The 24037-nt window shown below is 48.8% G+C and carries 14 protein-coding genes and 1 pseudogene; 9 read left to right on the forward strand and 6 right to left on the reverse strand.

Features of this window, described 5'->3' with window-relative positions; translation table 11 throughout:
- The first annotated feature begins 53 nt into the window (after nucleotides 1-53).
- Nucleotides 54-2699 (forward strand): ABC transporter permease, encoded by a 2646-nt coding sequence (locus tag B5M13_RS20730; protein WP_218919453.1) that lies wholly within the window; start codon nucleotides 54-56, stop codon nucleotides 2697-2699.
- Nucleotides 2700-3295: 596 nt separating this feature from the next.
- On the opposite strand, the gene B5M13_RS20735 is transcribed toward B5M13_RS20730, so the two are convergent.
- Entirely contained in the window at nucleotides 3296-3493 is a 198-nt protein-coding gene (locus B5M13_RS20735; RefSeq protein WP_080060011.1) for a hypothetical protein, read from the reverse strand.
- A gap of 118 nt (nucleotides 3494-3611) precedes the next feature.
- Here B5M13_RS20735 and B5M13_RS20740 point away from each other — a divergent pair, with 118 nt between their 5' ends.
- A complete protein-coding gene (locus B5M13_RS20740) occupies nucleotides 3612-6251 on the forward strand; it encodes a permease prefix domain 2-containing transporter (protein ID WP_080057476.1) in 2640 nt (879 codons plus the stop codon).
- Nucleotides 6252-6288: 37 nt separating this feature from the next.
- On the opposite strand, the gene B5M13_RS20745 is transcribed toward B5M13_RS20740, so the two are convergent.
- From B5M13_RS20745 to B5M13_RS20760, 4 genes are all read right to left on the reverse strand, one after another.
- Nucleotides 6289-7281 carry a hypothetical protein gene (locus tag B5M13_RS20745; RefSeq protein WP_155297309.1) on the reverse strand — a complete coding sequence of 331 codons (993 nt, stop codon included), beginning with the start codon at nucleotides 7279-7281 and terminating at the stop codon, nucleotides 6289-6291.
- A gap of 49 nt (nucleotides 7282-7330) precedes the next feature.
- A complete protein-coding gene (locus B5M13_RS20750) occupies nucleotides 7331-8623 on the reverse strand; it encodes a T9SS type A sorting domain-containing protein (RefSeq protein WP_080057478.1) in 1293 nt (430 codons plus the stop codon).
- A 100-nt stretch (nucleotides 8624-8723) separates the two neighbouring features.
- Nucleotides 8724-9185, reverse strand: a complete 462-nt coding sequence (locus tag B5M13_RS20755; protein ID WP_080057479.1) for a hypothetical protein — start codon at nucleotides 9183-9185, stop codon at nucleotides 8724-8726.
- A 59-nt stretch (nucleotides 9186-9244) separates the two neighbouring features.
- The gene (locus B5M13_RS20760) at nucleotides 9245-9772 is read right to left on the reverse strand and encodes a dihydrofolate reductase family protein (protein ID WP_080060012.1); all 528 of its coding nucleotides are present in this window, start codon (nucleotides 9770-9772) and stop codon (nucleotides 9245-9247) included.
- A 168-nt stretch (nucleotides 9773-9940) separates the two neighbouring features.
- Here B5M13_RS20760 and B5M13_RS20765 point away from each other — a divergent pair, with 168 nt between their 5' ends.
- From B5M13_RS20765 to B5M13_RS20785, 5 genes and pseudogenes are all read left to right on the forward strand, one after another.
- Nucleotides 9941-10279: a PadR family transcriptional regulator gene (locus B5M13_RS20765; protein WP_080057480.1), complete on the forward strand. Its 339-nt coding sequence runs from the start codon at nucleotides 9941-9943 to the stop codon at nucleotides 10277-10279.
- Entirely contained in the window at nucleotides 10276-12933 is a 2658-nt protein-coding gene (locus B5M13_RS20770) for an ABC transporter permease (RefSeq protein WP_080057481.1), read from the forward strand. Before B5M13_RS20765 ends, B5M13_RS20770 begins: the two co-directional genes overlap by 4 nt.
- A 65-nt stretch (nucleotides 12934-12998) precedes the next feature.
- A complete protein-coding gene (locus B5M13_RS20775; RefSeq protein WP_218919455.1) occupies nucleotides 12999-15626 on the forward strand; it encodes an ABC transporter permease in 2628 nt (875 codons plus the stop codon).
- A 112-nt stretch (nucleotides 15627-15738) separates the two neighbouring features.
- A complete protein-coding gene (locus B5M13_RS20780; RefSeq protein ID WP_080057482.1) occupies nucleotides 15739-18402 on the forward strand; it encodes an ABC transporter permease in 2664 nt (887 codons plus the stop codon).
- 19 nt (nucleotides 18403-18421) lie between these two features.
- Nucleotides 18422-21049, forward strand: a pseudogene (locus B5M13_RS20785) (FtsX-like permease family protein); the annotation flags it as partial.
- Between the two features lie 104 nt (nucleotides 21050-21153).
- Here B5M13_RS20785 and B5M13_RS20790 read toward each other — a convergent pair.
- Nucleotides 21154-22053 (reverse strand): UbiA prenyltransferase family protein, encoded by a 900-nt coding sequence (locus B5M13_RS20790; protein ID WP_245859413.1) that lies wholly within the window; start codon nucleotides 22051-22053, stop codon nucleotides 21154-21156.
- A 190-nt stretch (nucleotides 22054-22243) separates the two neighbouring features.
- On the opposite strand from B5M13_RS20790, the gene B5M13_RS20795 reads away from it, so the two are divergent.
- Both B5M13_RS20795 and B5M13_RS20800 read left to right on the forward strand, forming a co-directional pair.
- Nucleotides 22244-22702, forward strand: a complete 459-nt coding sequence (locus B5M13_RS20795) for a nuclear transport factor 2 family protein (RefSeq protein WP_080057484.1) — start codon at nucleotides 22244-22246, stop codon at nucleotides 22700-22702.
- Nucleotides 22703-22789: 87 nt separating this feature from the next.
- Nucleotides 22790-24031 (forward strand): exo-beta-N-acetylmuramidase NamZ family protein, encoded by a 1242-nt coding sequence (locus B5M13_RS20800; protein WP_170061167.1) that lies wholly within the window; start codon nucleotides 22790-22792, stop codon nucleotides 24029-24031.
- The last annotated feature ends 6 nt before the right edge of the window (nucleotides 24032-24037 follow it).

Consider the following 24037-nt stretch of genomic DNA (forward strand, 5'->3'; position numbering starts at 1 on the left):
CTGTTGCCCGTAGAGACAAGGCCTGCCTTGTCTCTACTCACCCCCTGTGCCCCATGCCCAATACACCTCCCCAACTCGCCGATAAACTACTCCACTTTTTTCTGTCCGATGACCGGCGGGAAGAGGTGCTGGGTGATCTGCACGAAGAATACCGTTGGCAGGTCAACCGCGTGGGCGAGCGACGGGCTCGCTGCCGATACTGGATCGATGCGCTTGGCTTTTTGAAACCGTGGGCGGCTAAACGAAAAGTGGTAGAACCACCAGCAACAGCTAGCCCTACCCGCTATCAACGATTCGATCCCTATTCAACAACGTCTTACTTCAATCCTGCTATGTTTCGCAACTATTTCCGAACAGCCTGGCGCAATCTGGTCAAAAACCGATTCTATTCGCTTATCAACATGACGGGCCTAACGGCTGGTCTGGCCGTGGGTATTCTGATTCTGCTTTGGGTACAGGATGAACTGAGTTTCGACCGATTTCATCAGAAAGCCGATGCCATCTACCGACTCGAAAACTGGGCCGGTACCGGCGACAGTCGACAAATCTGGACATCTACGGTAGCACCGATTGCCGTATTAGGCAGAAAAGAACTACCTGAAATCAAAGACGGGGTTCGTATTTCGTACAATGGCACTTATACGCTGTTCAAATACCAGGATAAAACCGTTAACGAAACGGGTACGCACTTTGCCGACCCGAGCCTGTTTTCTGTGTTCGACTTTCCGCTCATTCAGGGCAATTCGGCCAATCCGTTTCCCGACAATCAGTCGATTGTGCTGACTGAAAGTACGGCCAAACGCTATTTTGGCCATGAAAACCCAATCGGTAAAACCCTGGCCAGCAACAACAATAGCTCATTTCGGGTCAGCGGTGTGGTTCGGGATTTTCCGAAGAATTCGAGCATTCAGGCCGATATGATACTGCCTATCTCGCTGCTGTTCGATGAGATGTACCGGACACGAACCGATGGAAAAAACAAAGACAACGATTTTTCGCAGTTCGATTACGAAACCTATCTGCTACTACAACCGGGAACCGATCTTGGTAAGCTGACCGATAAACTACGGACGATTCACCTCCGTAACAAACCCGACGACACCGACCTTACCTACCTGCTACAGCCGTTGGCCGATATGCATCTGTATAGAGCCGATGGTAGCCCAGGAGGTATCGAAACGGTGCGGATGTTTTCGGTGATAGCGCTGCTCATTCTGGTCATTGCCTGCATCAACTATGTAAATCTCTCGACGGCCCGGTCGTTGCTGCGGTCGAAGGAGGTTAGTATGCGGAAGATCGTCGGAGCGGCAAAAGGGCAGTTGTTTTTACAGTTTGTGATCGAAACCGCGCTTCTGTTCTCGCTGGCTGCTGTTGTCGCCCTCGGCTTGATTTACCTGCTTTTACCGGCCTACAATCAACTGACTGAAAAAGAACTGACACTTGATGTGACGAATTATCGCATCTGGCAAGTGATGGCGCTAACCATTGTCGGAACTCTGATTGCGTCGAGTATTTACCCGGCTCTGCTACTTTCCTCCTTCGAACCACTCAAAGCGCTGAAAGGTCGCGTGTCGGCCCGGTTCAGTGAAGCAACGTTCCGAAAAGTGCTGGTGGTGGCGCAGTTTGCCGTAACGGTTATTCTGATTGCCAGTACACTGATTATCCGCAACCAGTTGAGCTTCATTCGGTCCAAAGAACTTGGTTACGACAAAACCCATGTGTTTGCCTTCTTTATGCGCGACATGGGCGAGCACTACGACGCTGTTAAAGCTGAACTAGTGCAGCAGCCGGGCGTAGCGAGCATTACACGTTCCAGCGCCAATATTGTCCGGCTCAATTCGCAAACGGGCGACAATGAATGGGATGGTAAAGAGCAGGGCGAAACGATGTTTATGCGCCCTATGGCTATCGACAACGATTTTATCCCGTTCTTTAAAATGAAGTTGGCTGAGGGGGCAAACTTTACGGGAGCCGTAGCCGACTCGACCCATTTTATTCTGAACGAAACCGCCGTTAAAACGGCCCGGCTGAAAAATCCGATTGGCAAGAAGTTTCGGCTCTGGAAACACAAAGGCACTATCATTGGTGTCGTCAAGGACTTCCATTTTGCATCGATGCGTCAGAAGATCGAACCGGCCATCTTCTATTACGAACCGACGAACCTGAATGCGATGTACATTAAAACGACCGGCGAAGATGCCGAAAGCGCTGTCGCTTCTGCCCAGAAAGCCTGGAAACAATACAATCCCGACTATCCTTTCGACTACGCGTTTCTGGACGATGTCTTCAACCGGCTCTACCTTTCGGAACAAAAAACGGGGATGCTGTTTAACATTTTTGCGGGTATCGCCATCCTGATTTCCTGCCTGGGACTGTTCGGTCTGGCTACCTATACGGCGCAGGTACGCACCCGTGAGATTGGCGTACGGAAAGTGCTGGGAGCCAGCGTATCGGGAATCATTCAGTTGCTGGCCAAAGACTTCGTGAAACTGGTGTTCATCGCCATTTTGCTGGCTACACCCATTGCCTGGTATACCATGAGCCTGTGGCTACAGGATTTCGCGTACCGAATCAATGTGCAATGGTGGGTCTTCGCCATAGCGGGTATACTGGCGCTGGCTATTGCCTTGCTGACGGTCAGTTTCCAAAGTATCAAAGCCGCCCTGATGAATCCGGTTAAGAGTTTGCGGTCGGAATAAATGGCAAGGTGTGCATGGATGGCGGGGTGTAGTGGGAAGTGCTCCGTACTGCCCTCGCCATCTCAACAGCAAATCAGGCTGAGAGTTTACGAAATGAATAAGGGGTCTTATAAAGTGACTCAAACTCTTCATAGCGAAGAATTGAAATCGAAGGAAAATCAACGGTTTTTAACTGGTGCAGATGCTTATATTGTCAAATTTTGTCAAAAATGGATGTTTTTGTCATGCTGACGAAGGAAGCATCTTCGGTAGTGAAGCCATTAGTAGCTACTGAAGATGCTTCCTTCGTCAGCATGACAAAAATGCCCCTATTTGGCTACATCCGTAAAAGTTTAAACAGGTTCATTTTCAACTAATTGCCAATGGAACGATGGATTTATGAGCAATACGTTAGGTAAAAGGAGAAGATAATCCAGTTGAGCATCTGTCCGTTCGATTCCATAGCGAAGAACCACCTGTTCATGATATTCAGTCAATATCTCATTCGATAAGGCAGCTCAAATTTCCCCTTTAATAGAGATTCATAAATCCACTGATATTTATACTGGGGAGCCAGCGAAACCATGAATACATTCGTATCTAGCACGAACCGCAGGTTATTCATTCAGCCACTGATCAAGATCCAATTCCGTGATTCCTTGTTGATCAATTGCCTGCTGGATTTTCCCGGCAAGCTTATCCGAAAAATAAGTGCCCAGCATTTTTCGCACGGCTAGCAGGTCTTCTTCACTAGGCTGAAACGAATAGATTTTCAGCAAATCGAGTTGGAGCGCGCTTAGCTTTTGAGTCTCCATATACATTAGTTTTCTCAAAGAGAACAAATACCAGATAGTTATGGCACTCAATAAAACGTAAAAAAGCAGCGTAGTTCAAGCAATTACTACCTCTTCACCGACACAGCCCCTACACCCCATGCTCAATACACCGCCCCAACTCGCCGACCGACTGCTCCGCTTTTTTCTGTCCGATGATCGGCGGGAAGAGGTGCTGGGCGATTTGCATGAAGAATACCGCTGGCAGGTTAGTCGAGTGGGTGAACGACGGGCCCGCTGGCGATACTGGTACGATGTGCTGGGCTTCATAAAACCCTTTGCCATCAAGCGTAGACAGGTAAACGATACTCAGAACTACCGACGTTTTGCCAATCATTCAGTAACTACTTTCCCAAACCCGATTATGCTACGAAACTATTTCTCCATTGCCTTTCGTCAGTTGTGGAAAAACCCGCTGTTTAGCAGCCTGAACATTGTAGGGCTAACCGTTGGGCTGGCGGTCAGTACGTTTATTGCGCTCTACGTCTGGCATGAGTTCCACTACGACCGCTTTGAGCCGTTTGCCAACCGAACGTACCGAATTGTATCGGCATCGAAATATGGCGAAAACGAAGTATCGTTTCCTCAATTGCATCACTCGTTTGGCAGCGAGGCAAAACGACAGATTCCAGAAGTCGAAGAGCTTGTCCGGTTTTCCAATGGCTTTGGCGACGTTATCCTCCAATCGGATCAGAATCATCGGTTCAAGGAAACTAATATTGGGTATGCCGACGCATCGATCATACCGGTAATAGGACTTAAATTTCTCTATGGCGATCCGAAAACCGCCCTTGGCGAACCCGGCCGGATTATTTTAACCCGTCAACTGGCTGAGAAGTATTTTGGCAACCAGCATCCCGTTGGCAAATCGCTGGTTTTCGATAAACATTTTCCGCTTACGGTGTCGGGCGTACTGGACGACTTACCGACCAATTCGGTTATTCAATTCAAGGGGCTGGTATCGCTCTCATCGATGCCTAAACTCGGGGATCGTCAGCGTGGTATTTATGAAAATGCAGGCTTTTTGAACACCTATCTGGTCTTACGGCCCGATGCCCGAGTCCATGATATAGAGAAGAAACTCGTGACGGTAAAAGCCGGTCTCAAGTTCATCGATATGTCGGCCAATTATTTTCTGGAAGCCTTGCCTACGCTGCATCTGGACGGGCGGGGTGCACCGGGCGACTCCCGGCAATCGCTGTATATTCTGCTAACGGTGGCGCTGGTTATTCTGACGCTGGCTGTCATTAATTATATCAGCCTGACCACGGCCCGCGCCACCAAACGGTCGCGGGAAGTTGGTATCCGTAAGGCCGTGGGCGGGCAGCGCAGTGAGTTGATTGGGCAGTTTTTTCTGGAATCATTTTTGACCACTACGCTGGCGTTTGCGCTATCGCTAGCGTTGCTTCAGGCGTTGTTTCCATGGGCTAATCATACGCTGGATCTGCAAATGGATAATCGGGTGCTGGCACAGGGGCCATACTGGGGCCTAATGATTGGGCTATGGCTGATTTGTTCGCTGCTGGCGGGTGGCTATCCGGCATTGTTGCTGTCCGGTTTCCGTCCGGCGCTTGTACTGAAAGGATCAACCAACTGGCGGCAGAGTGGTGCTGGCGTTCGGCGGGTGTTTACAACGGTTCAGTTTACAGCCTCCATCGGGCTCTTGATCTGTAGCCTGGTGCTTTATACCCAGATGCGGTTTCTGCGTACCAAAAATCTTGGCTTGAATCGGTCGCAGGTGGTGGCACTTCAGATCGACAACGAAATGATCACCCAGTTTACGGGCCTGCGAAATGCCGTTCGGCAATGGGCAGGTGAGGGAAATGTGGCGACGACCAATACACAGTTGTTTACCAATAACATCATGACCATGTTCACGAAGAGTGAAAAAACGAAGAAGGAACTGATGGTGAATGCCATTGAGGTTGATAAACCGTTCTTTGACATGATGGGCATACAGTGGAAAAACCGTCCTCTGGTCTGGGAAAAAGGAGCAATTACACGTGATTTGACCATTTATAATCAGACACTTGTCAACGAATCGGGCATCAAGGGAAATCCTCTGCAACAACAGGCCGTGTCAATCGGTCGATCAGCCGATGGTGTTGTCGCCGATTTCCATATCAACAGCCTGCACGGTACTGTTTCGCCGATGATGCTTACCGTGGTGAGTGATACCAGCCGGTCGATACTGGCCAATGGCGGTTATCTGCTGGTTCGGCTAAATTCACATACGGACGTCCCCAACGCCCTCGACCAGCTTAAACAGATTTACGATCAGGCCCACCCAACCGTTCCGTTCGACTATTATTTTCTGGATGATGCCTATAACAAACTCTACGCAAAAGAAGAACGGTTGATGCGACTGTTCAACGGGTTTACGGCGCTGACATTGCTGGTGGCCTGCCTGGGTTTGCTGGGACTGATGACCTTTTCGGTCGAAGTACGGACCAAAGAAATTGGCGTTCGAAAAGTGCTGGGTGCGTCGGTAACGGGCATTGTGGTTTTGCTCTCGAAAGATTTCCTGAAACTGGTTTTGCTGGCTATGTTGATCGCTTCACCCATAGCCTGGTGGATCATGAACCAATGGCTTCAGCGCTTTGCCTACAAGATCGACATGGCCTGGTGGATCTTCGCCCTGGCCGGTGGAGTCGCTATAACCATTGCGTTGTTGACCGTCAGTTTCCAGAGCATTAAAGCCGCGCTGATGAATCCGGTGAAGAGTTTGCGGTCTGAATAATCTTTGTAGAGGCCGGTACGCCGGTCTCTACGCTTACCTATTGACAACCAATATACCCATAGGTAATACGGCTGGTGGTTGTACCATTCGTGTTCGTTACAGACCAGTTCTGTTCTAAAGGCAAGCCCTGTTTACTGAGCGAATAACTAATTTTCTGCTCACTGAACTTCGTTACCGAATTAACCATGGTGCCTGAGTAACTTGACACATTGGTCACCAACCCCAACGACTGATTTGTCGAATTAAACTCGTAATAGCCCTTGTCTGGATTGTAGTTGTACTTCACTGCATCAGGCCATCCTTTGGGCGTTACAAAGGACGTTAATGCTGCCTTACCAGCCTGATAATCATAACTCACATAGGCAAGGCTTACCCCTGATAACTGATAGGTACTTATCCGCCTGAGCAAACCCGTACTATCATATTCATAGTCGCTAAACTCTTTACTACCTGCCAATCGGCTGCGCCTGATCCGCCCCTTTTCAAATTCATAGGCATGGTCATATTTATTCCCACTGGTACTATACGAATAATCCGTCTGAAGGCCGGCCAGGAAAAGAGATGTGGACCCAATTCCACTAACCGATAAAGTCGACTTTTTCAATAAACCAGTACTGTCATAAGCAAACGTCTGGGTAAATAGTGTCGTCCCCGAAGCCGATAGATTGGTCAGTGTAATCAGACGCTCATTCGCGTATTGACAGGTCAATGTACTCGCCGGTTGGCCATTCTCCCCTGTTCTTTTTATAGACAACAGGAATCCGTCATTATCATACGCATAATCGTCCTGCCAACCTCCTGGCGACCAGTGCCGCTGAAGTTTCCCATCAGGCCCATAATTCCAATACTCAGTGGTTTTACTACTGCCTGATTGAACTGTTTTACTACTAATAAAACAGGGCTTCACCTGGGTAGAATCAGTCTGCGGTGGGGTATCCTTTGGGGCACAACCCATATTCAGGCAGACGACGAATCCATACCCTATACTAATTATCAACAGATATTGAAGGCTGCGTACTCGTGTTCTCATCCGTTTATACAAGCTGTTTACCTCAATCTGGCCCAAAGCACTGCTACCGCTATTGTTTGATGATTTGTTTGGTGATTTGCTGGTCACCGACATGGATGCGCAGCCAATAATCTCCCTGTGGATAATTCTGAAGTCCAACAGCAAACTCTCCCTGCCAGATTTGAGCCCTGTACAGTATATTCCCCCGCCGATCCAATAGCTCCACCCAACCAGTCAGCGGTGGCAAAAATCCCTGGATACGTACATTCACTTCGGTCGTTGCAGGAATAGGATACACGACTATGGCATCGGCCAGCACAGGATTCTCAACAAGTGCCGTCGGCAAAACCGTTATTACAAGATGTTCGTTTGGGAATATTGTATTGACACATCCGTTTAAATAGGTTCTGAATTTTACGACCGCTCTACCGGGTTTGCTCGTGTTGGGTATACCAGGTGAAATGTCGCCCAAAGAGTTATTGGCGTTCGGATAATCGGGCAGGCCGCTGATGGGCAAATCGCCAGATTCCCGGACGTAGGAAATCTGAACATTATCGGGCAGGGGCTGCAGCCCATATTCTCTTATCGAGACAGCTTTATCGCCCTGTTTGTAGGTAATTTCACCCCAGATCTCTCCACCAGTACTCCAGATATTAACAGGAACTGGAGATGGTGCCCTGGGGCTGACCACTAGTTTTATTTCCTTCTTGTCGCTTTCACACCCATCCAGTAGTTGTGTCGCATAAAAATACTGAGTGCCAGCCGCGCCTTTAACAACGACAAAATAGTTGGGTGTACTGCTATCATTATAGGGAATACTGCCATCCGGGTTATATAATTTGGATACGGTCATAGGCGAAGTCACCGTTACCGAAATACCTATAAATGCACTATTAGACCCATTAGCCCGTTCGCAGGTGGTCACTAAAGCAGGGACTTTGGGAGGCTCTGGTTTGACTTTTATACGTAACAGGCTGGTGCTTGGTGTACCAATTATTGTTGAATCGGCCGAAACCAGGCGCACCTGATAGGCATTCCCTGCCTGCACAGTGGCCGGAATGGTGGCGCGGTAAGTTACCTCACCGCTTGCCGTAGTAGCCACGGGTACCGATGTAATGGCCGAATACGTTATGCCATCTGCCGATATAACAACCCTGAGATTATTCACCACGCCGGTTATTCGTCCTGTGACATCAAGTTGAACACCCGCACAAACGGCGGTTACGGCTAGCGGTAAGGTCGTGATCGATTGCGCCAGGGCTTGTAAGCTACCAATACCTGCCAGCGCCCCAACCATCGACAGCGTAAGCCAGCCTTTTCTGATCAGCCGAGGCCAGTTACAACAGAAAACAGCCTGTTTCATAAGGGTGAGGAAGTGATGTAACGAAAAATCGCTCCAAAAGTATTGTTCTTTCAGCCATGACACAATACATGCGAGATATGAAAACAAAAGAATTTATACCTTAATCTAGCTGCCGGATAAGAATAAACGAGGCCAGTTCCGAAAGCAGTAGCAGATAGTGGGTAGTCGATAAACTGCCTAGCATGTACGCTAGAAAGACTTCATCCGCTAAAATAAAGGCGGCCCACAAACCGATTGTGATGCCAAAAGCCTGATGAATACTAGCCGACTGTGTGAGCGTCTGACGGGTAACGGCACTGAAGGCTTTCCAGAAGTATATAGCCCCAAGTGCTTCCCATAGAATCACTCCACCAAAAAATACTCCTGCCAACCAGGCTGGTGACTGATAGATAGCCAGCACCCGAACGATAAGGGTATAATTTCCCGATACGAATGGCCAGTTCGTTGGCAGAATCGACAAGGTTTTGAGGGCATCAGCGGTATTGCTCAACCAAACGATGGAGAAATAAAGCGCCCAGAAAAGTATCAGTCCGGCCCGGATGCGTTTGTCGATGGCTTGCATAATTAGTCCGCTAAAAACGCCGGGAATATACCAGTTTATAAGACTTTTTTCCGTAAATTCTACGCTAACTGGTAAGTAAGCGATACCAATCCTGTGGAGTACGTTTTTGAATCCAGCAGGTTGAACTTAATCCGCTCGTTTAACTGACTAAACAACGGTTTACCAGCACCCAGCAGGATTGGATGAACCGCCAGAATGAGTTCGTCGATCAGCCCTTCTTCTATGAATGAACGAGTCAGGTCGGCTCCCCCAAATAACCAGAAATCTTTTCCCGGCTGATTTTTTAGTAGATCGATCTGTGTTTTCACATCACCACAAACCAGCTCAGCCCCTTCTCCCACGCTTGTCAGTGTCGTAGAGAATACGTATTTCTTAAATTCAGGAAAAGAGTATTCACTAGCCGCTTCATTCGGATTCATCATCAACTCATAGCTTTTTCGGCCGATCAATATCGAATCGATACGGTCGAGGAAAGCGGTCATCCCGTAATCCTGATCGGTAAAGCACCAGTCATATTCGCCGTTAGGGCCTTCGATGTAGCCATCCAGACTGACGGCCACGCATAACACTACGTTTCGGCTATTCATTGTATTTGTTAAGTTGTCTGGCCCTGTCCGGTTTGCGGACAGGGCGTGTCCAGAATCGGACAGTTGTTTGAGGACATGTTGACCAAAAATAGCCATAAAAAGCAATCAGTGGGTTTTTTAGGAGTTGGCACCCCATTTGATCGGCATTATCGTATAAAATAACAAACCATGAAAAGGGCCTTTCTGGGAGAGTTTGAAGAAGTGGTTTTACTGACCGTAGCGATTCTTGACGAAGAAGCCTACGGCGTAACGGTAACGCAGGAAATTGAACAGAAAACCGGACGTGCGGTCGGATTCAGTACCGTTCATACGACCTTACAGCGACTCGAAGAAAAGGGTTATCTGTCCTCGCGTATGGGTGGCGCTACGGCCGAGCGTGGAGGTCGCCGGAAGCGTTTTTTTACGGTCACGGCGGCTGGTCGGAAAGCACTGGCCGAAGTCAAACAGGTTCGTGAGGAACTCTGGAATGCGTTACCTCCGCAAACGCTTCAACTGATGGGAGGATGAAAACCGCGACGAAACCACCCCGCTTCGCTACCCGGTTACTGAAAACCTTCGGTCATCCTGACACCTCGGAAGAGGTGCAGGGCGACTTGCTGGAACTCTATGATCATTGGGTGCAAACGATAGGCGCACGTAAGGCCAACTGGCGATACATAGTGAGTACGCTGAAACTAATGCGTCCGCTGGCTCAATCCCGTTATAACGAACAGTATAGACCACCCTTTTCACTAAGTCCTGTTATGCTACGCAATTATCTGAAAATCGCCTGGCGAAATCTCATGCTCCATAAAGCCTTCGCGGTCATCAACGTGGTTGGGTTGGCCGTTGGGCTGGCCACCTGCCTGTTGATTGTGCTGTATGTGAAACACGAGTTAAGTTATGACCGCTATAACGCCAAAGCCGACCGCATCTACCGGATGATTATTCACGGGAAGATTGGTGGCAAGGAAATCTCTACGGCCATGTCGAGTGTGCCAGCAGGCCCCGCTTTGGCACACGACTATGCCGGTGTGGAAGCTGTTACGCGACTGAATCAGGAAGGTACGTTCATCGTCAAACACGACCATGAAAGTTTCAAGGAAGAACATGTCGCTTTTGCCGACTCCAATTTTTTCGACATCTTTTCCATACCGCTGCTGAAAGGCAATAGCAAAACGGTTCTGACTGACCCCAATACAGTTGTTGTTACTGAAACCATCGCCCGGAAGTATTTCGGCACCCAGGACCCTATCGGCCAAACGCTGACCCTGGGGTCGCGAGGGCTTTTTCGTGTGACAGGCGTATGTGCGGATGTCCCCTCAAATACTCACTTTCACTACGACATTTTTGGCTCGATGCGCTCCATTCAACTGCGCGAAACCTGGTTTACGAGTGGGCTCGTAACGTATGTTGTGCTTCAACCAGGTTACTCCGCCGATGCCATTCAGGCAAAAATTCCAGAGATGGTAAAGAAGTACGCAGGTGCCGAAATCCAACAACTTCTGGGGATGAATATGACGGAGTTCATCCAGAAGGGGAATGCCTTTGGTTTTCAGCTTCAGCCGATTACGGATATTCATCTTCACTCAAACCTTGAAGCGGAAATCGAACCCAATAGCGACGTTAAGTACATCTATATCTTCTCAGTCATTGCCGTATTTATTCTACTGGTGGCCTGCATTAACTTCATGAATCTTAGTACGGCAGGATCAGCAGGGAGGGCCAAAGAAGTGGGTATTCGGAAAGTACTAGGCTCGATACAACGTCAACTGATTGGTCAGTTTTTAAGCGAAGCGGTGCTGGTCACGTTCATGGCGTTGATCGTTTCACTGGGCATTGTCGTCGCTGTATTACCCAGTTTCAACCTGTTGTCCGGTAAGCAATTTGACCTTAGCGCGCTGACAAATGGCTGGATGTTACCTGGCATTGCTATCGGCTGTTTACTGATCGGGTTACTGGCGGGTAGCTACCCTGCCTTTTTTCTGTCGGCATTCAAACCGGTGAGTGTCCTGAAAGGGCGGTTACAGGGTGGTGCAAAAAGTGGCTGGCTCCGAAATACACTCGTAACCATTCAGTTTATGGTATCGATTGGGATGATTATCGGCACCATGGTCGTTTATCAACAACTCCACTTCATTCAGCATAAAAAAGTTGGCTTTGATAAAGATCAGGTACTGATTCTGCACGATACGTATACACTGGGAAATAAAGCTGATGCCTTCAAAGCTGAATTACGGAAACTAGCACAGGTACAGAACGTTACGTTGGCGGGCTATTTACCAGCAGGCGTATCCAACGGAGGAACCGATGGATTTCAGCCCGACAATGGCGACCCCCAATCGACACCCTACCGGGAAAAGAGCTATTACATCGACGAAAATTACCTCTCAACGCTGGGTATTAAACTAGCTCAGGGCCGCAATTTCTCGAAAGCGTTCCCCTCCGATAGCGTCGCTATTCTGGTCAATGAGGCCGCAGTGAAACGATTTGGCTGGAAAAATCCTGTCGGCCAGCGGCTCTGGACGGTAGGCAACGGCAGCCCCGAAAGCCATCGGTTGTACACGGTTGTTGGGGTCGTAAAGGATTTTCACTTCGAGTCGATGCACCAGCACATTGCTCCATTGGTGATGTTTTACGGCAAGGATAATTACCAGATGGCCCTGCGTATCCATACCGACGATATTCCTGGCTTGCTGAAAACAGTAGAGAAAACCTGGAAAGCCCAAAGCGATACGCCCTTTGCTTATTCGTTCCTAAACGAGCGTTTTAACCGGATTTATCAGTCGGAGCAACGTGTCGGAGAGTTGTTCAGCATTTTCGCGGGGCTTACGGTGATCATCTCCTGCCTGGGCCTGTTCGGACTGGCCATGTTTACAGCCCAGCAACGCACCAAAGAAATTGGCGTTCGGAAAGTACTGGGCGCATCGGTCACCAGCGTTGTTGCACTGCTGTCTAAAGACTTTATGAAACCAGTTCTGCTTGGTATTCTGATTGCATCGCCGGTAGCTTGGTACGCAATGAATCGATGGTTACAGGATTTCGCGTATCGCATCACTATCCCCTGGTGGGTCTTCGTGCTGGCGGGTTTGCTGTCAGTTGGCATTGCGCTACTGACGGTCAGTTTTCAGAGCATCAAAGCCGCCTTAGCCAACCCCATAAAATCGTTACGTAGCGAATAACCCGTTCTGCAGAGACGAAAGGTATTGCCCCACCGGCGGACCGATTCCTACATAATCCTAATTCCATGACTCCACCTCGCTTCGCCACCTGGCTATTAAAAACGTTCGGCCATCCTGATGTCTCGGAAGAAGTGCAGGGTGATCTGCTGGAACTGTATGCCCATTGGACGCAAACGGTGGGGAGGAGAAAAGCCAATTGGCGATATAGTCTGAATACCTTAAAACTGCTACGGCCACTGGCTAAGCGAAAAAGAAACGAACAGTATACATCACCATTTCCCTTAAGTCCTACTATGATACGCAGTTATGGAAAAATTGCCTGGCGCAGCATGATCCGAAACCGGAGCTACACATTGATTAATATGGTCGGTCTAACGTTAGCGCTAGGCATAGGCATTGTATTGTTCTGGATTGTTCGGTTCGAATATAGCTTTGATCGTTACCATCATCATGCCGACCGGCTTTACCGGATTATCAACCAGACTCAGTACGGCGAAAAAGGTTCGCACGTACCCCAGGGTGTCATAAAAGCCTTAGCCAATCAGATCTCAGGCATAGAGGCTGCCGCCAATGTATACGCCATTGAATCGGATGGGGTGAAGGTTGGACAAACGCTGTTCAACGTAAAATATATTTTTTTCAGTCCACCTCAGTTTCTGGACATGATCGATGTAGACTGGCTGAGCGGCTCGCCCAAACAGTCGCTCAGCAAGCCCTATCAGGTTGTCCTCGACGAACCCACCGCCCAGCGCTTTTTTGGCAGCAGTAATGCCCTGGGAAAAACGCTCCGTATTCGCAACGATGTGGTCTTAACGGTATCCGGTATCATCCGAAAAGTGCCCGTCAACTCAGAGTTTCAATTCCAGATGCTGGCCTCTCGCGAAACCCTGAAACGAATCATGCCCGAATACCAAAATGAAAACTACTGGAGCGGGGGCGATTCGATGCACCACGGTTATGTGCTTCTCAAGCCTGGTACAGCGCCGTCAGCTATTGAAGCTACGCTAGCGAAAATGCTGGCTCAACATTCGGCGCAACATCACTATCATTACACGAGCTTTACGTTACTCCCCCTCGTGGATGTACATCGTGATACACAGAGTGATGCCGATTCCTATCACTATGTATTACCTCAGTGGATACTCTACACGCTGGTCGGCATTGGTCTTTTTCTGATCCTGATTGCCTGCATTAACTTTATTAATCTGGCTACGGTGCAGGCTACGCAACGCAGCCGGGAGATTGGAATCCGCAAAGCGCTGGGTAGCAGTCGGGCGCAGCTCATCAGCCAGTTTTTCGGCGAAACAGCCCTGGTCGTTTTTTTGGGTATCGGCTTAGGTGGTTTGCTGGCTAATCAATTGATTCGATATGCCGACCAATTACTAAACACACAAGTGGCTCAGTCGGCGGTTTGGGATGGTAGCAGTGTCGTCTTTCTACTCGTGCTGGGTGTCGTAACTACACTGCTGGCGGGTGTTTATCCGGCGCTAATCGTGTCTGGTTTCCAGCCAGTTCGAGCCTTAAGAGGGCCGTGGTTTCTGCCGTTTCGCGGCCTTGGTGGCGTAGGTCTATCGCTGCGGCAATCGTTGGTAGTAGGTCAATTTGTCATTGCCCAGATATTGGTCATCTGCACAATCATTGGCGTCAAACAGATTCGTTATTTCTACCAGCAGGATCTGGGATTTGACAAGAAGGCCATCGTGACGGTAAATATGCCCGACCGGGGTAATGCTGTCGTGCGCGAACGCTTCCGGCAGCAACTGTTGCAACATCCAGAAATCAAGGACGTTGCATTCGGACTTACAACGCCTTCCAGCAATCGTCAGTGGTGGTGGAACCCGGTACGTCATCCCAACCTGCCCAATGGAGAATACACCTTCCGCTTTCAGTACGTCGATACCAATTACTTCAACTTCTTTAAAATTCCTCTGATTGCCGGGCGGTCATGGACGCACGCCGATACGAATGCCGTGGCGATCATTAACGAAAAAGCGGCCCGTAGCCTGGGGTTCCAGTCGCCGGAGCGTGCTGTAGGCGAACGTATCAACCTAAATAACAATACACCGTTTACCATCATGGGCGTTGTAAAGGACTACCATTCGCAGAGCCTCCGGTCCGCTATCGTGCCGCACGTGTTTCTGTATGCCGACTGGAACTTTCAAACGGCCAGCATTCGTATTGATCCCGATCGGTCGACCAGGGCAATTGCGCTGATTGGGGGTTACTGGAAGGCGCTGTTCCCCAACTATTATTTTACGCCAAGCTTCCTTGAGCAGGATTTACGGTCTTTTTATGAAGATGAGCGCAAACTATCCAACTTCCTGACGCTTTTTGCGGTTCTTGGCATCTTCATAGGCTGTCTGGGGCTGTTCGGGCTAGTGTCGTTTGTGGTAACGCAACGGACCAGGGAAATTGGTGTTCGCAAGGTACTGGGTGCTACTGTCACCAGCATTTTCACCCTACTATCCAGCGATTTCCTCAGGTTGGTCTTGATTGCCATAGTCATTGCATCGCCCATTGCCTACTACCTGATGAGTCAGTTTTTGCAGGCCTACGAATATAAGGTTGCTATCGATTGGTGGGTTTTTGCACTAGCGGGTTTGCTGGCCATTGGCATTGCCCTGATTACCGTGAGTTTCCAAAGCATCAAAGCGGCCCTGGCCAATCCGATAAAATCGTTGCGGTCGGAATAAACATGTAGAGACGCGACCGCAACGGCGGCCCGGCCTTCGCGTCTCATGACCGGATGGTTTATGGCTGACGCATAGGAGACGCAAGGGATTGCGTCTCTACAAATCCTACCCTATGAAACCTCCTCGCTTCGTTACCTGGCTTCTGGAACACTTTGGTCATCCCGACACGTCGGAAGAGGTGCAGGGCGACTTGCTGGAACTGTACGACCATTGGATGCAAACGGTGGGGAAGAGAAAAGCCGACTGGCGTTATACGCTGAGTGCCTTGACGTTACTTCGGCCTTTGGCTAAACGAGCGAAAAAAGAACAGTATACTTCATCTTTTTTACTGAGTCCCGCTATGCTACTGAATTATTTTAAAATAGCTTATCGCAACTTACTCAACAACAAAGGATTTTCGGCCATCAACATCACTGGACTTGCGTTGGGGATTGCCTGTTCCATCGTATTGTGCCTATTCATTCTCGATGAGCTAAACTTCGACGCCTTCAATAAAAAAGCCAGACAGACGTACCGGCTTTACGTTCATAGTTCGATTAACAACGAAGAAGCCAGCAATGCCAAGACGGCACCTCCGGCTGGCCCAACCCTGGTGCAGATGCTCCCTGAAGTGCTCACTCAAACCCGTATCGGCTACTTTGGCGTACACGATTTGCGGTATAAAGACAAGATTTTCAGAGAAAATAGTATCTACACAGCCGACTCCACCTATTTCGATGTATTTACCCTGCCTTTCGTTCACGGCAATCCAGCAATTGCGCTCAAAAATCCGAACAGCATAGTCCTGACCGAAACCATGGCCCGCAAATACTTCGGGCAGGAAAACCCGACGGGAAAATCGTTTCTGGTCGATGGAACAAACTCGTATGAGATTACGGGTGTCATGAAAGACTTTCCCGATAAGTCGCATTTCCGTTGCGATTTCCTGTTGTCGATGTCGACCTATCCCGAAGTCAATCAACAAAACTGGCTGCAAGGGAATTATTCGACCTACATTGTTCTCAAAGAGGGTGTAGATCCGGCACGGGTCGAGCGCAAAATGCAGCAAGTCATTCTCGACCGTTTAGGACCTGAGATTGAAAAAGCATTGGGCATTTCTATGCAGCAATTTCTGGCCAACGGCAATGTATTTGAGTATCGCATGCAACCGTTATTATCCATTTATCTGCAGGCAAAACGGCAATACAATATCGACCCCAATACCGAGTGGGGTAATGCCCGAATTGGCGACAGTGTGTATGTGTCTATTTTCTCGGTAGTGGCCTTATTTATTCTGCTGATTGCCGTCATCAATTTCGTCAACCTATCGACAGCCCGTTCCGAGAAGCGCGCCAAAGAAGTAGGCATCCGAAAAGCCATTGGCTCAAGTCGCTTAAAACTAATGGGGCAGTTTACGACTGAATCGCTATTGCTGACTGCTATTTCGGTCCTTGTGGCTTTGTTTTTGGTACAACTCATGCTTCCCGGCTTCAACCAGATCACAAGCCGACAGTTGGCACTACCACTTTTTACCAATGCGTATACTATTCCGACACTGGTTGTTTTTACGCTAATTGTGGGCCTGCTGGCGGGAAGTTACCCAGCCTTTTTTTTATCATCTTTTCGGCCGGTTGAGGTCTTAAAATCGGTCGTACAAAAACGAAAATCCTCCTTACGTAGCCTATTGGTGATTACCCAGTTTTCGATATCCATTACGCTCATTCTGGGTATGATCATCATCCGAAACCAATTAGGGTATCTTCAGCATAAAGACCTTGGATTCAACAAAGAGCACTTACTCTCGATCAACAATGGGGCAGCACTGGGCGATAAACTCAAACCCTTTAAAGCCGAATTATTGAAAAATCCAGCCATACTATCGGTCAGCAATTCATCCCTATTATTTGCAAACGGCATTCCAGGAAGTGCTTATTTGGCCGGAAAACGGTCGGGTAGCGACCCCGTTTTATGCCAGTACCTTGACGTCGATGCAGATTTCGTAAAAACGTTTGCAGTGCCAGTTAAAGCCGGACGCTTCTTTGCCAATGATCGGCTGGCCGACAGCACTGCCGTGGTCATCAACGAAGCGGCAGTGCGAGCGTTTAATACGAACAACCCGTTAGACCAGGAAGTCACCGAAATCGTCGCAAACGAATCCAAAACCTATAAAATAATTGGTGTTCTTAAAGATTTCAATTATGAATCGCTTCACCACCAGGTTCGTCCGCTGGTGTTTCACCTTAGTCCCGTCCGGCAAGCCACCAGTATTTTAACCGTCCGAATTCAGCCCAATGCCACAAAAAATGCGATTGATTATATCGAAGAAACCTGGCAACGGTTCGAAAAGACGGACCAATGTCACTATTCGTTTTTAGATGAGCGGCTGGCCCGGCTTTACGAATCGGAACAAAAAACGAGTATCATCGCTACAATCTTTTCGGCCCTGGCCATCTTTATTGCCTGCCTGGGTTTGTTTGGTCTGGCCGTTTTCATAACCGAGCAACGCACCAAAGAAATTGGCATTCGGAAAGTGTTAGGGGCTAGTATTGCCGAAATCCTGTTTCTGTTGTCGCGACAATTTATTGCCTGGGTCACCATCGCCATTCTGATCGCGTCGCCCATTGCCTGGTACGTCATGAGCCGATGGCTCGACAACTTTGCCTACCGCATCGATATTTCGTGGTGGGTATTTGTTCTGGCTGCTTTTCTGGCCATTGGCATTGCCTTATTGACAGTGAGTTTTCAGAGCCTCAAAGCCGCGTTGATCAATCCCATAAAATCACTTCGATCCGAATAGCACAGAGCATGCGCACTACCCCCCCCGCTTTGCTACCTGGTTATTAACCACATTCGGCCATCCTGATACCTCGGAAGAAGTGCAGGGCGATCTGCTGGAACTGTATGACCATTGGATACAAACGGTGGGGAAGAGAAAAGCCAACTGGCGATATAGCCTGAGTGCTCTTAAACTTTTACGGCCACTGGCCCAGTCAAAAACAGCTAAAGAATACCCTCAACCAATTTTAGTAAGTCCTGCTATGATAAGTAATTATGTAAAAATCGCCTGGCGTAATCTGACGCACGCCAAAGTCTTTTCCAGCATCAACGGATTCGGGCTAACCCTGGGAATGACCTGTGCCCTGCTGGTCTTTCTGGTTATCGTTCATGAAACCAGCTATGATAAGCAGCATAAAAACGGGGACCGCATCTACCGGATCGAAACGGCCAACAACAGCGACCCAAACCCACATCCGGGAACCTACACCGAAATGGCGATTGTCCTGCCCAAAGAAGCTCCTGAATTTGAGGTCATTGTACCCATTTACCATGAATGGGGCAAGGGGTTAGCCAATCCTGCTTCAGGCGATTTCTTTAAAGAGCGGGTCGCATTTACCAACTCCGGCATCTTTCAGCTTCTTGATTACCAATGGGTAACGGGCGATGCACGTACAGCCCTTTCACAACCAGATCAGGTGGTGCTGACGGAGTCGTATGCCAAGAAATTCTTTGGCAGTACCGACATTATTGGCAAAACCATTCGCTACGACACCAAAGAAGACCTCCGTGTAACCGGCGTTTTGAAGGATCATCCCGCAACTACCAACTTTCCATTCGATGTACTGGTTTCGTTTCCGACCCTCAAACGCGTAAACCCTGACATCGACTCGCATGGCTGGAATGGTTTTGGCGATAATTTTCAGATCTATACCTTATTAAAACCAGGCTTCCGTCCAGAGCAACTAACGAAGCGGTTTCATGACATTCAGGTAAAGTATCAGAAAGACCCAAAATCCATTGAAAATCAACATTTCGTACTCAACCCACTTTCCAAAATTCATTATTCATTCAACTTTAGCGGACGGCAGGCCAGTAGCAAACTGCTTAATATGCTCTCCCTCATCGGGGCCTTTGTGCTGTTGATTGCCTGTATCAATTTCATTAATCTGACAACCGCACAAGCCCTCAAACGGGCAAAAGAAATTGGTATTCGTAAAGCCGTGGGCAGCAATCGGTTATCGCTGATGTTTCAATTTCTGACCGAAGCGGGGCTGATCACCTTCCTGTCTACGCTGTTGAGTATCCTACTGGCCTGGCTGGTGCTACCGAACATAGCCACCATGATGGGACTTCCACTGACGGCTTCGGACCTGTTTACCTGGAAAATTGTCGTATTTCTGGCTGGACTAGCCGGGCTAACAACCATTCTGGCCGGAACATACCCCGCTTATCGTTTATCGGGAATGCCACCCATCTGGGCATTAAAAAGCAACAAGCTACCGCAGGGCGAGCGAAGTGCTACCTTCCGCCAGGGACTGGTCGTTGTCCAGTTTACGGTTTCCATGATTCTGATTAGCAGCGCCTTGCTGATCAACAAGCAGTTATCCTATTTCCAGAATGCCGATCTGGGCTTCAATAAAGCAGCCATAATTACCGTTGGCCTACCCGACAATAAGCCAGAAAAGTTACAGACACTCCGGGCACAATTGATGGAATCGCCACAGATCAAAGATGTCAGTTTCTCGTTCAACAGTGCCTCCGCCGAAAGCAACTGGATGCAGGGAATGCAGTACCGCAAAGGGGCGACGCCGATTGAGATTAAGACGCAGATGAAAATGGGCGATTCGCATTATCTGGATACCTACGGTATTCAACTGCTGGCAGGCGAAAAACTTAAGGATACCGATACATCAAAAGCCGCGTTTAAAATCATTGCCAACGAGATCTTCCTCGACCGAATGGGTATCCGTCAGCCAGCCGAAGCCATTGGCCAACGCATCTATTACGGTGATGGAGAAGAGTTTGCGACGATCGTTGGCGTTACCAAAAACTTCCACGTCAACTCGCTGCACCAGAAAATCGACCCGACCGTGATTCAGGTGGTGCCCAATAATTTTTATCAGGCAGGTATCAAACTACAAAGCGAAACGCCAACAACCGAATCCATACAGGTTGCCCTTGGCACCATCGAAAAAGCCTGGAAAGCGACGTTTCCGAATCAGGTTTTTGAGTACGATTTTCTGGACAAAACACTGGCTCAGGCCTACAAGAATGAAACCCGAACCTCACAGCTGATCGAAACCTCCACCCTGATCGCCATATTGATCGCCTGCCTGGGCCTGTTTGGTCTGGCAACCTTCTCGGCCGAACAGCGTACGAAAGAAATCGGGGTTCGGAAAGTACTGGGCGCATCGGTCGCCAGCATCATTGCGCTCATGACTAAAGATTTCCTGAAACTGGTGGCCATCGCCATGCTTATAGCCTCGCCCATTGCCTGGTATGCCATGAGTCAGTGGCTGCAAAATTTCGAGTTCAAAATTCAGATCAGTTGGTGGGTATTTGCCCTGACAGGTATATTGATGGCCGTAATCGCGCTGGTAACGGTCAGTTTCCAGAGCATCAAAGCCGCGCTGATGAATCCGGTAAAATCACTGCGTTCGGAATAATTGGGTACCGAAATTGATGTACCAATAGAGTATTTTTTGTCATTGTTCCTGCGTCGCAATGACAAAAAATACCAACAGGTTCTTAATCCCGATGATTTCCGGCTTTACTGACTAATTGCTAGAAGAAGCCCGGGAATCATCAAAAGACCATCCAAGCACACATAATATACATAGTCGGACAGGGGTGACTGAAGCCGACGAGCACTCAAAACCAGGATTACCATCGGCAAGCCCAGACATAGGAGAGTTTTCGGTGGGACACCCTCAAAAAACAAGGCCGTAAGCGTAACCAGATAAGCCACCACTAACCCCCGAAAAAACAGGAGTGCCTGCTGGTTTGTGAGCATCGATACAATGGTTAACCATTTTGATTTACCATCGTCGCTCCGGTCGCGGTAGTCGAACCAAAAGGCAATGCTGTAGATGAACACAAACCAGTTTAAGGCCCAGGCAATTATGAGCATACTGCTGAAATGCCGGGGTGTGTCGTTGATTAGCAGCGGAAGCCCAACCATAACGTATGTCCAGACCATCGACAGGTAGGCCGTTTTGAGAATGGCAACCCGGCGCAGTGCCAAAAACGGCCAGAAATTGAGCTTGGGAGCCGTATACAAAAACGCCAGCACAACAACCGGAAAAAGGTCGTACAGATAGGTTTTGAGCGTATACAGTTCGCGTAAACCAATAATGGTCGCCAGTAGAAACAGCACGAGTAGCAACGGTTTGTTTCGCTGATTCCAGCGAAGCCGAATAGCGCCTGCCGTCGATAAATCGGTCGGCACTTCGGTCAGATACCAGTGTAGGGAATAACTGCCCAAGGTGCCCGTAAACACGAAGAGTAAAAGCGAACGGGGTAGCCTGAGATCAAACAGCAATGCGGTCGTCTGGCACATAACAACAGCGCAGAACGCAATGTAGCCATTGCTAAACAGAATGAACTGAAGCGTAGATTCTAAAAAGCCAAGCAGGGCTCGACGCATTCGATCATGATCAACTAGGTGCATCGAAGATACTGAACAAGTCAAATTCTCAAATAGACGGTAAATGTGTACCCGCACTGTCGACGCGTGTACGACAAGTATAGTCTGGCAATTTTAAGGGGGCAAAGCCACGCCGAATCACCCCCGAAATAAGGTAACAATTGACGGACCTTATTGGTTATGGTGCTGTTTAACTACCATTCCTTGACGAACCATGAATAGCAACGAAACGAGTCTGGCCGAACTACAGGACAAGCTTGCCATCACTGAACTGGTCAATCGCCTGTTTATGTATACCGACGACCGAAACTGGCAGGGTTTACGCAATGAGATTTTCACTGAAACTGTTTATCTCGATATGGAATCGAACGGTGGGGCACCGCCGGGCATAGTAACGGCCCAGTCGATAACAGACGGCTGGCAGACAGGCTTCCAGGGTATCGATGCCGTTCACCATCAGGGCGGGCATTACCTCATCACGCTACACGGCGATCAGGCCGATGTGTACGGTTACGCGGTGGCTACCCATTACCGCACGGCTGCCATTCACGGTAAAACCCGGACGTTTGTCGGAAGTTATGACATCAAGGCCGAACGCACTCCGAATGGCTGGCGCATCAATCAGTTGACATACAACCTTAAATACGCCGACGGCAACGCATCGCTTCAATAGAGCATAAGCTCAACAAAACACGCTGCTTATTTGTACTCCCCGTTTTTATCAGCAACTTGCCTTTTTATTGTCGATTTGCTGATGTTCATGAAAACAATCACCCTCTTTTTGGCCCCACTGCTCCTGGGGTTTCTGTTCCCAAATAAACCTGCCGAAGTAACTAGCAACTTCTTAACAGCAACTCCGCCTAAAGCCGCCAAACTCATAACAGGTGCCGATCAGGTTTCGGCCTATCTGCCTTATCTGAAAGGAAAACGCATTGGTATGGTCGTAAACCAGACGTCGATCATCGGCAACAAACCGAGTGTCGATAGTCTGCTGAGCCTGGGCGTTACCATTGTCCGAATTTTTGGGCCAGAACACGGATTTCGCGGAAATGCCAGCAACGGTGCCAAAGTAGATGACGCGGTCGATTCGAAAACGGGTATTCCCATTATCTCGTTATACGGCAAAAACAAGAAACCCTCGCAGGAGCAACTAGCCGACATTGACCTGATGGTTTTCGATATTCAGGATGTGGGTTGCCGGTTTTACACCTACATCAATACGCTTAACCATGTGATGGAAGCCTGCGCCGAGCATAAGAAGGAGCTGATGATTCTGGACCGCCCCAATCCGAACGGCTTCATTATTGATGGGCCGATTCTGGAAAAGCACCTGTACTCGGGTATTGGTATGCACCCTATTCCGATTACACACGGCTGTACCATCGGTGAGTTTGCGCAAATGATCAATGGCGAAGGTTGGGGTGGATTGCCCGGAAAAAATCTATGTAAGCTCAAGATCATCAAGGTTGCCAACTACACGCACGATACGCCCTATACGTTGCCGGTAATGCCGTCGCCAAACCTGAATACGCAACAGTCGATTATGCTTTACCCAAGCACCTGTTGGTTCGAAGGCACAATCATTAGCCAGGGGCGAGGTACGTATATGCCTTTCACGATATTGGGGGCTCCGGCGCTCAAAGGGATCTACTCATTCTCGTTTAAGCCCGTCAGTATCAAAGGTATGAGTGAAACTCCTCTGCATCAGGACACCGAATGTTATGGCATTGACCTGCGGAACTACGACACAAATACGTTTCGAAAAACCCGGCAGCTTAACCTGCAATGGCTGATGGAGTTATACAAAGCGTATCCTAACAAAGAGCAGTTCTTCGATACAAAATATAGCAACCAGATTGGCAATTTCAACTTCCGTAGTGGCAACGAAGACCTGAAAAAACAAATCATTGCCGGGGTATCGGAAAAAGAAATCCGCAAAAGCTGGGAACCCGGTTTGTCAGCTTACAAACAGATGCGGAAGAAATATCTTTTGTATCCGTAAATCCTG

The sequence above is a fragment of the Spirosoma aerolatum genome, from assembly GCF_002056795.1.
GTDB lineage: Bacteria > Bacteroidota > Bacteroidia > Cytophagales > Spirosomataceae > Spirosoma > Spirosoma aerolatum.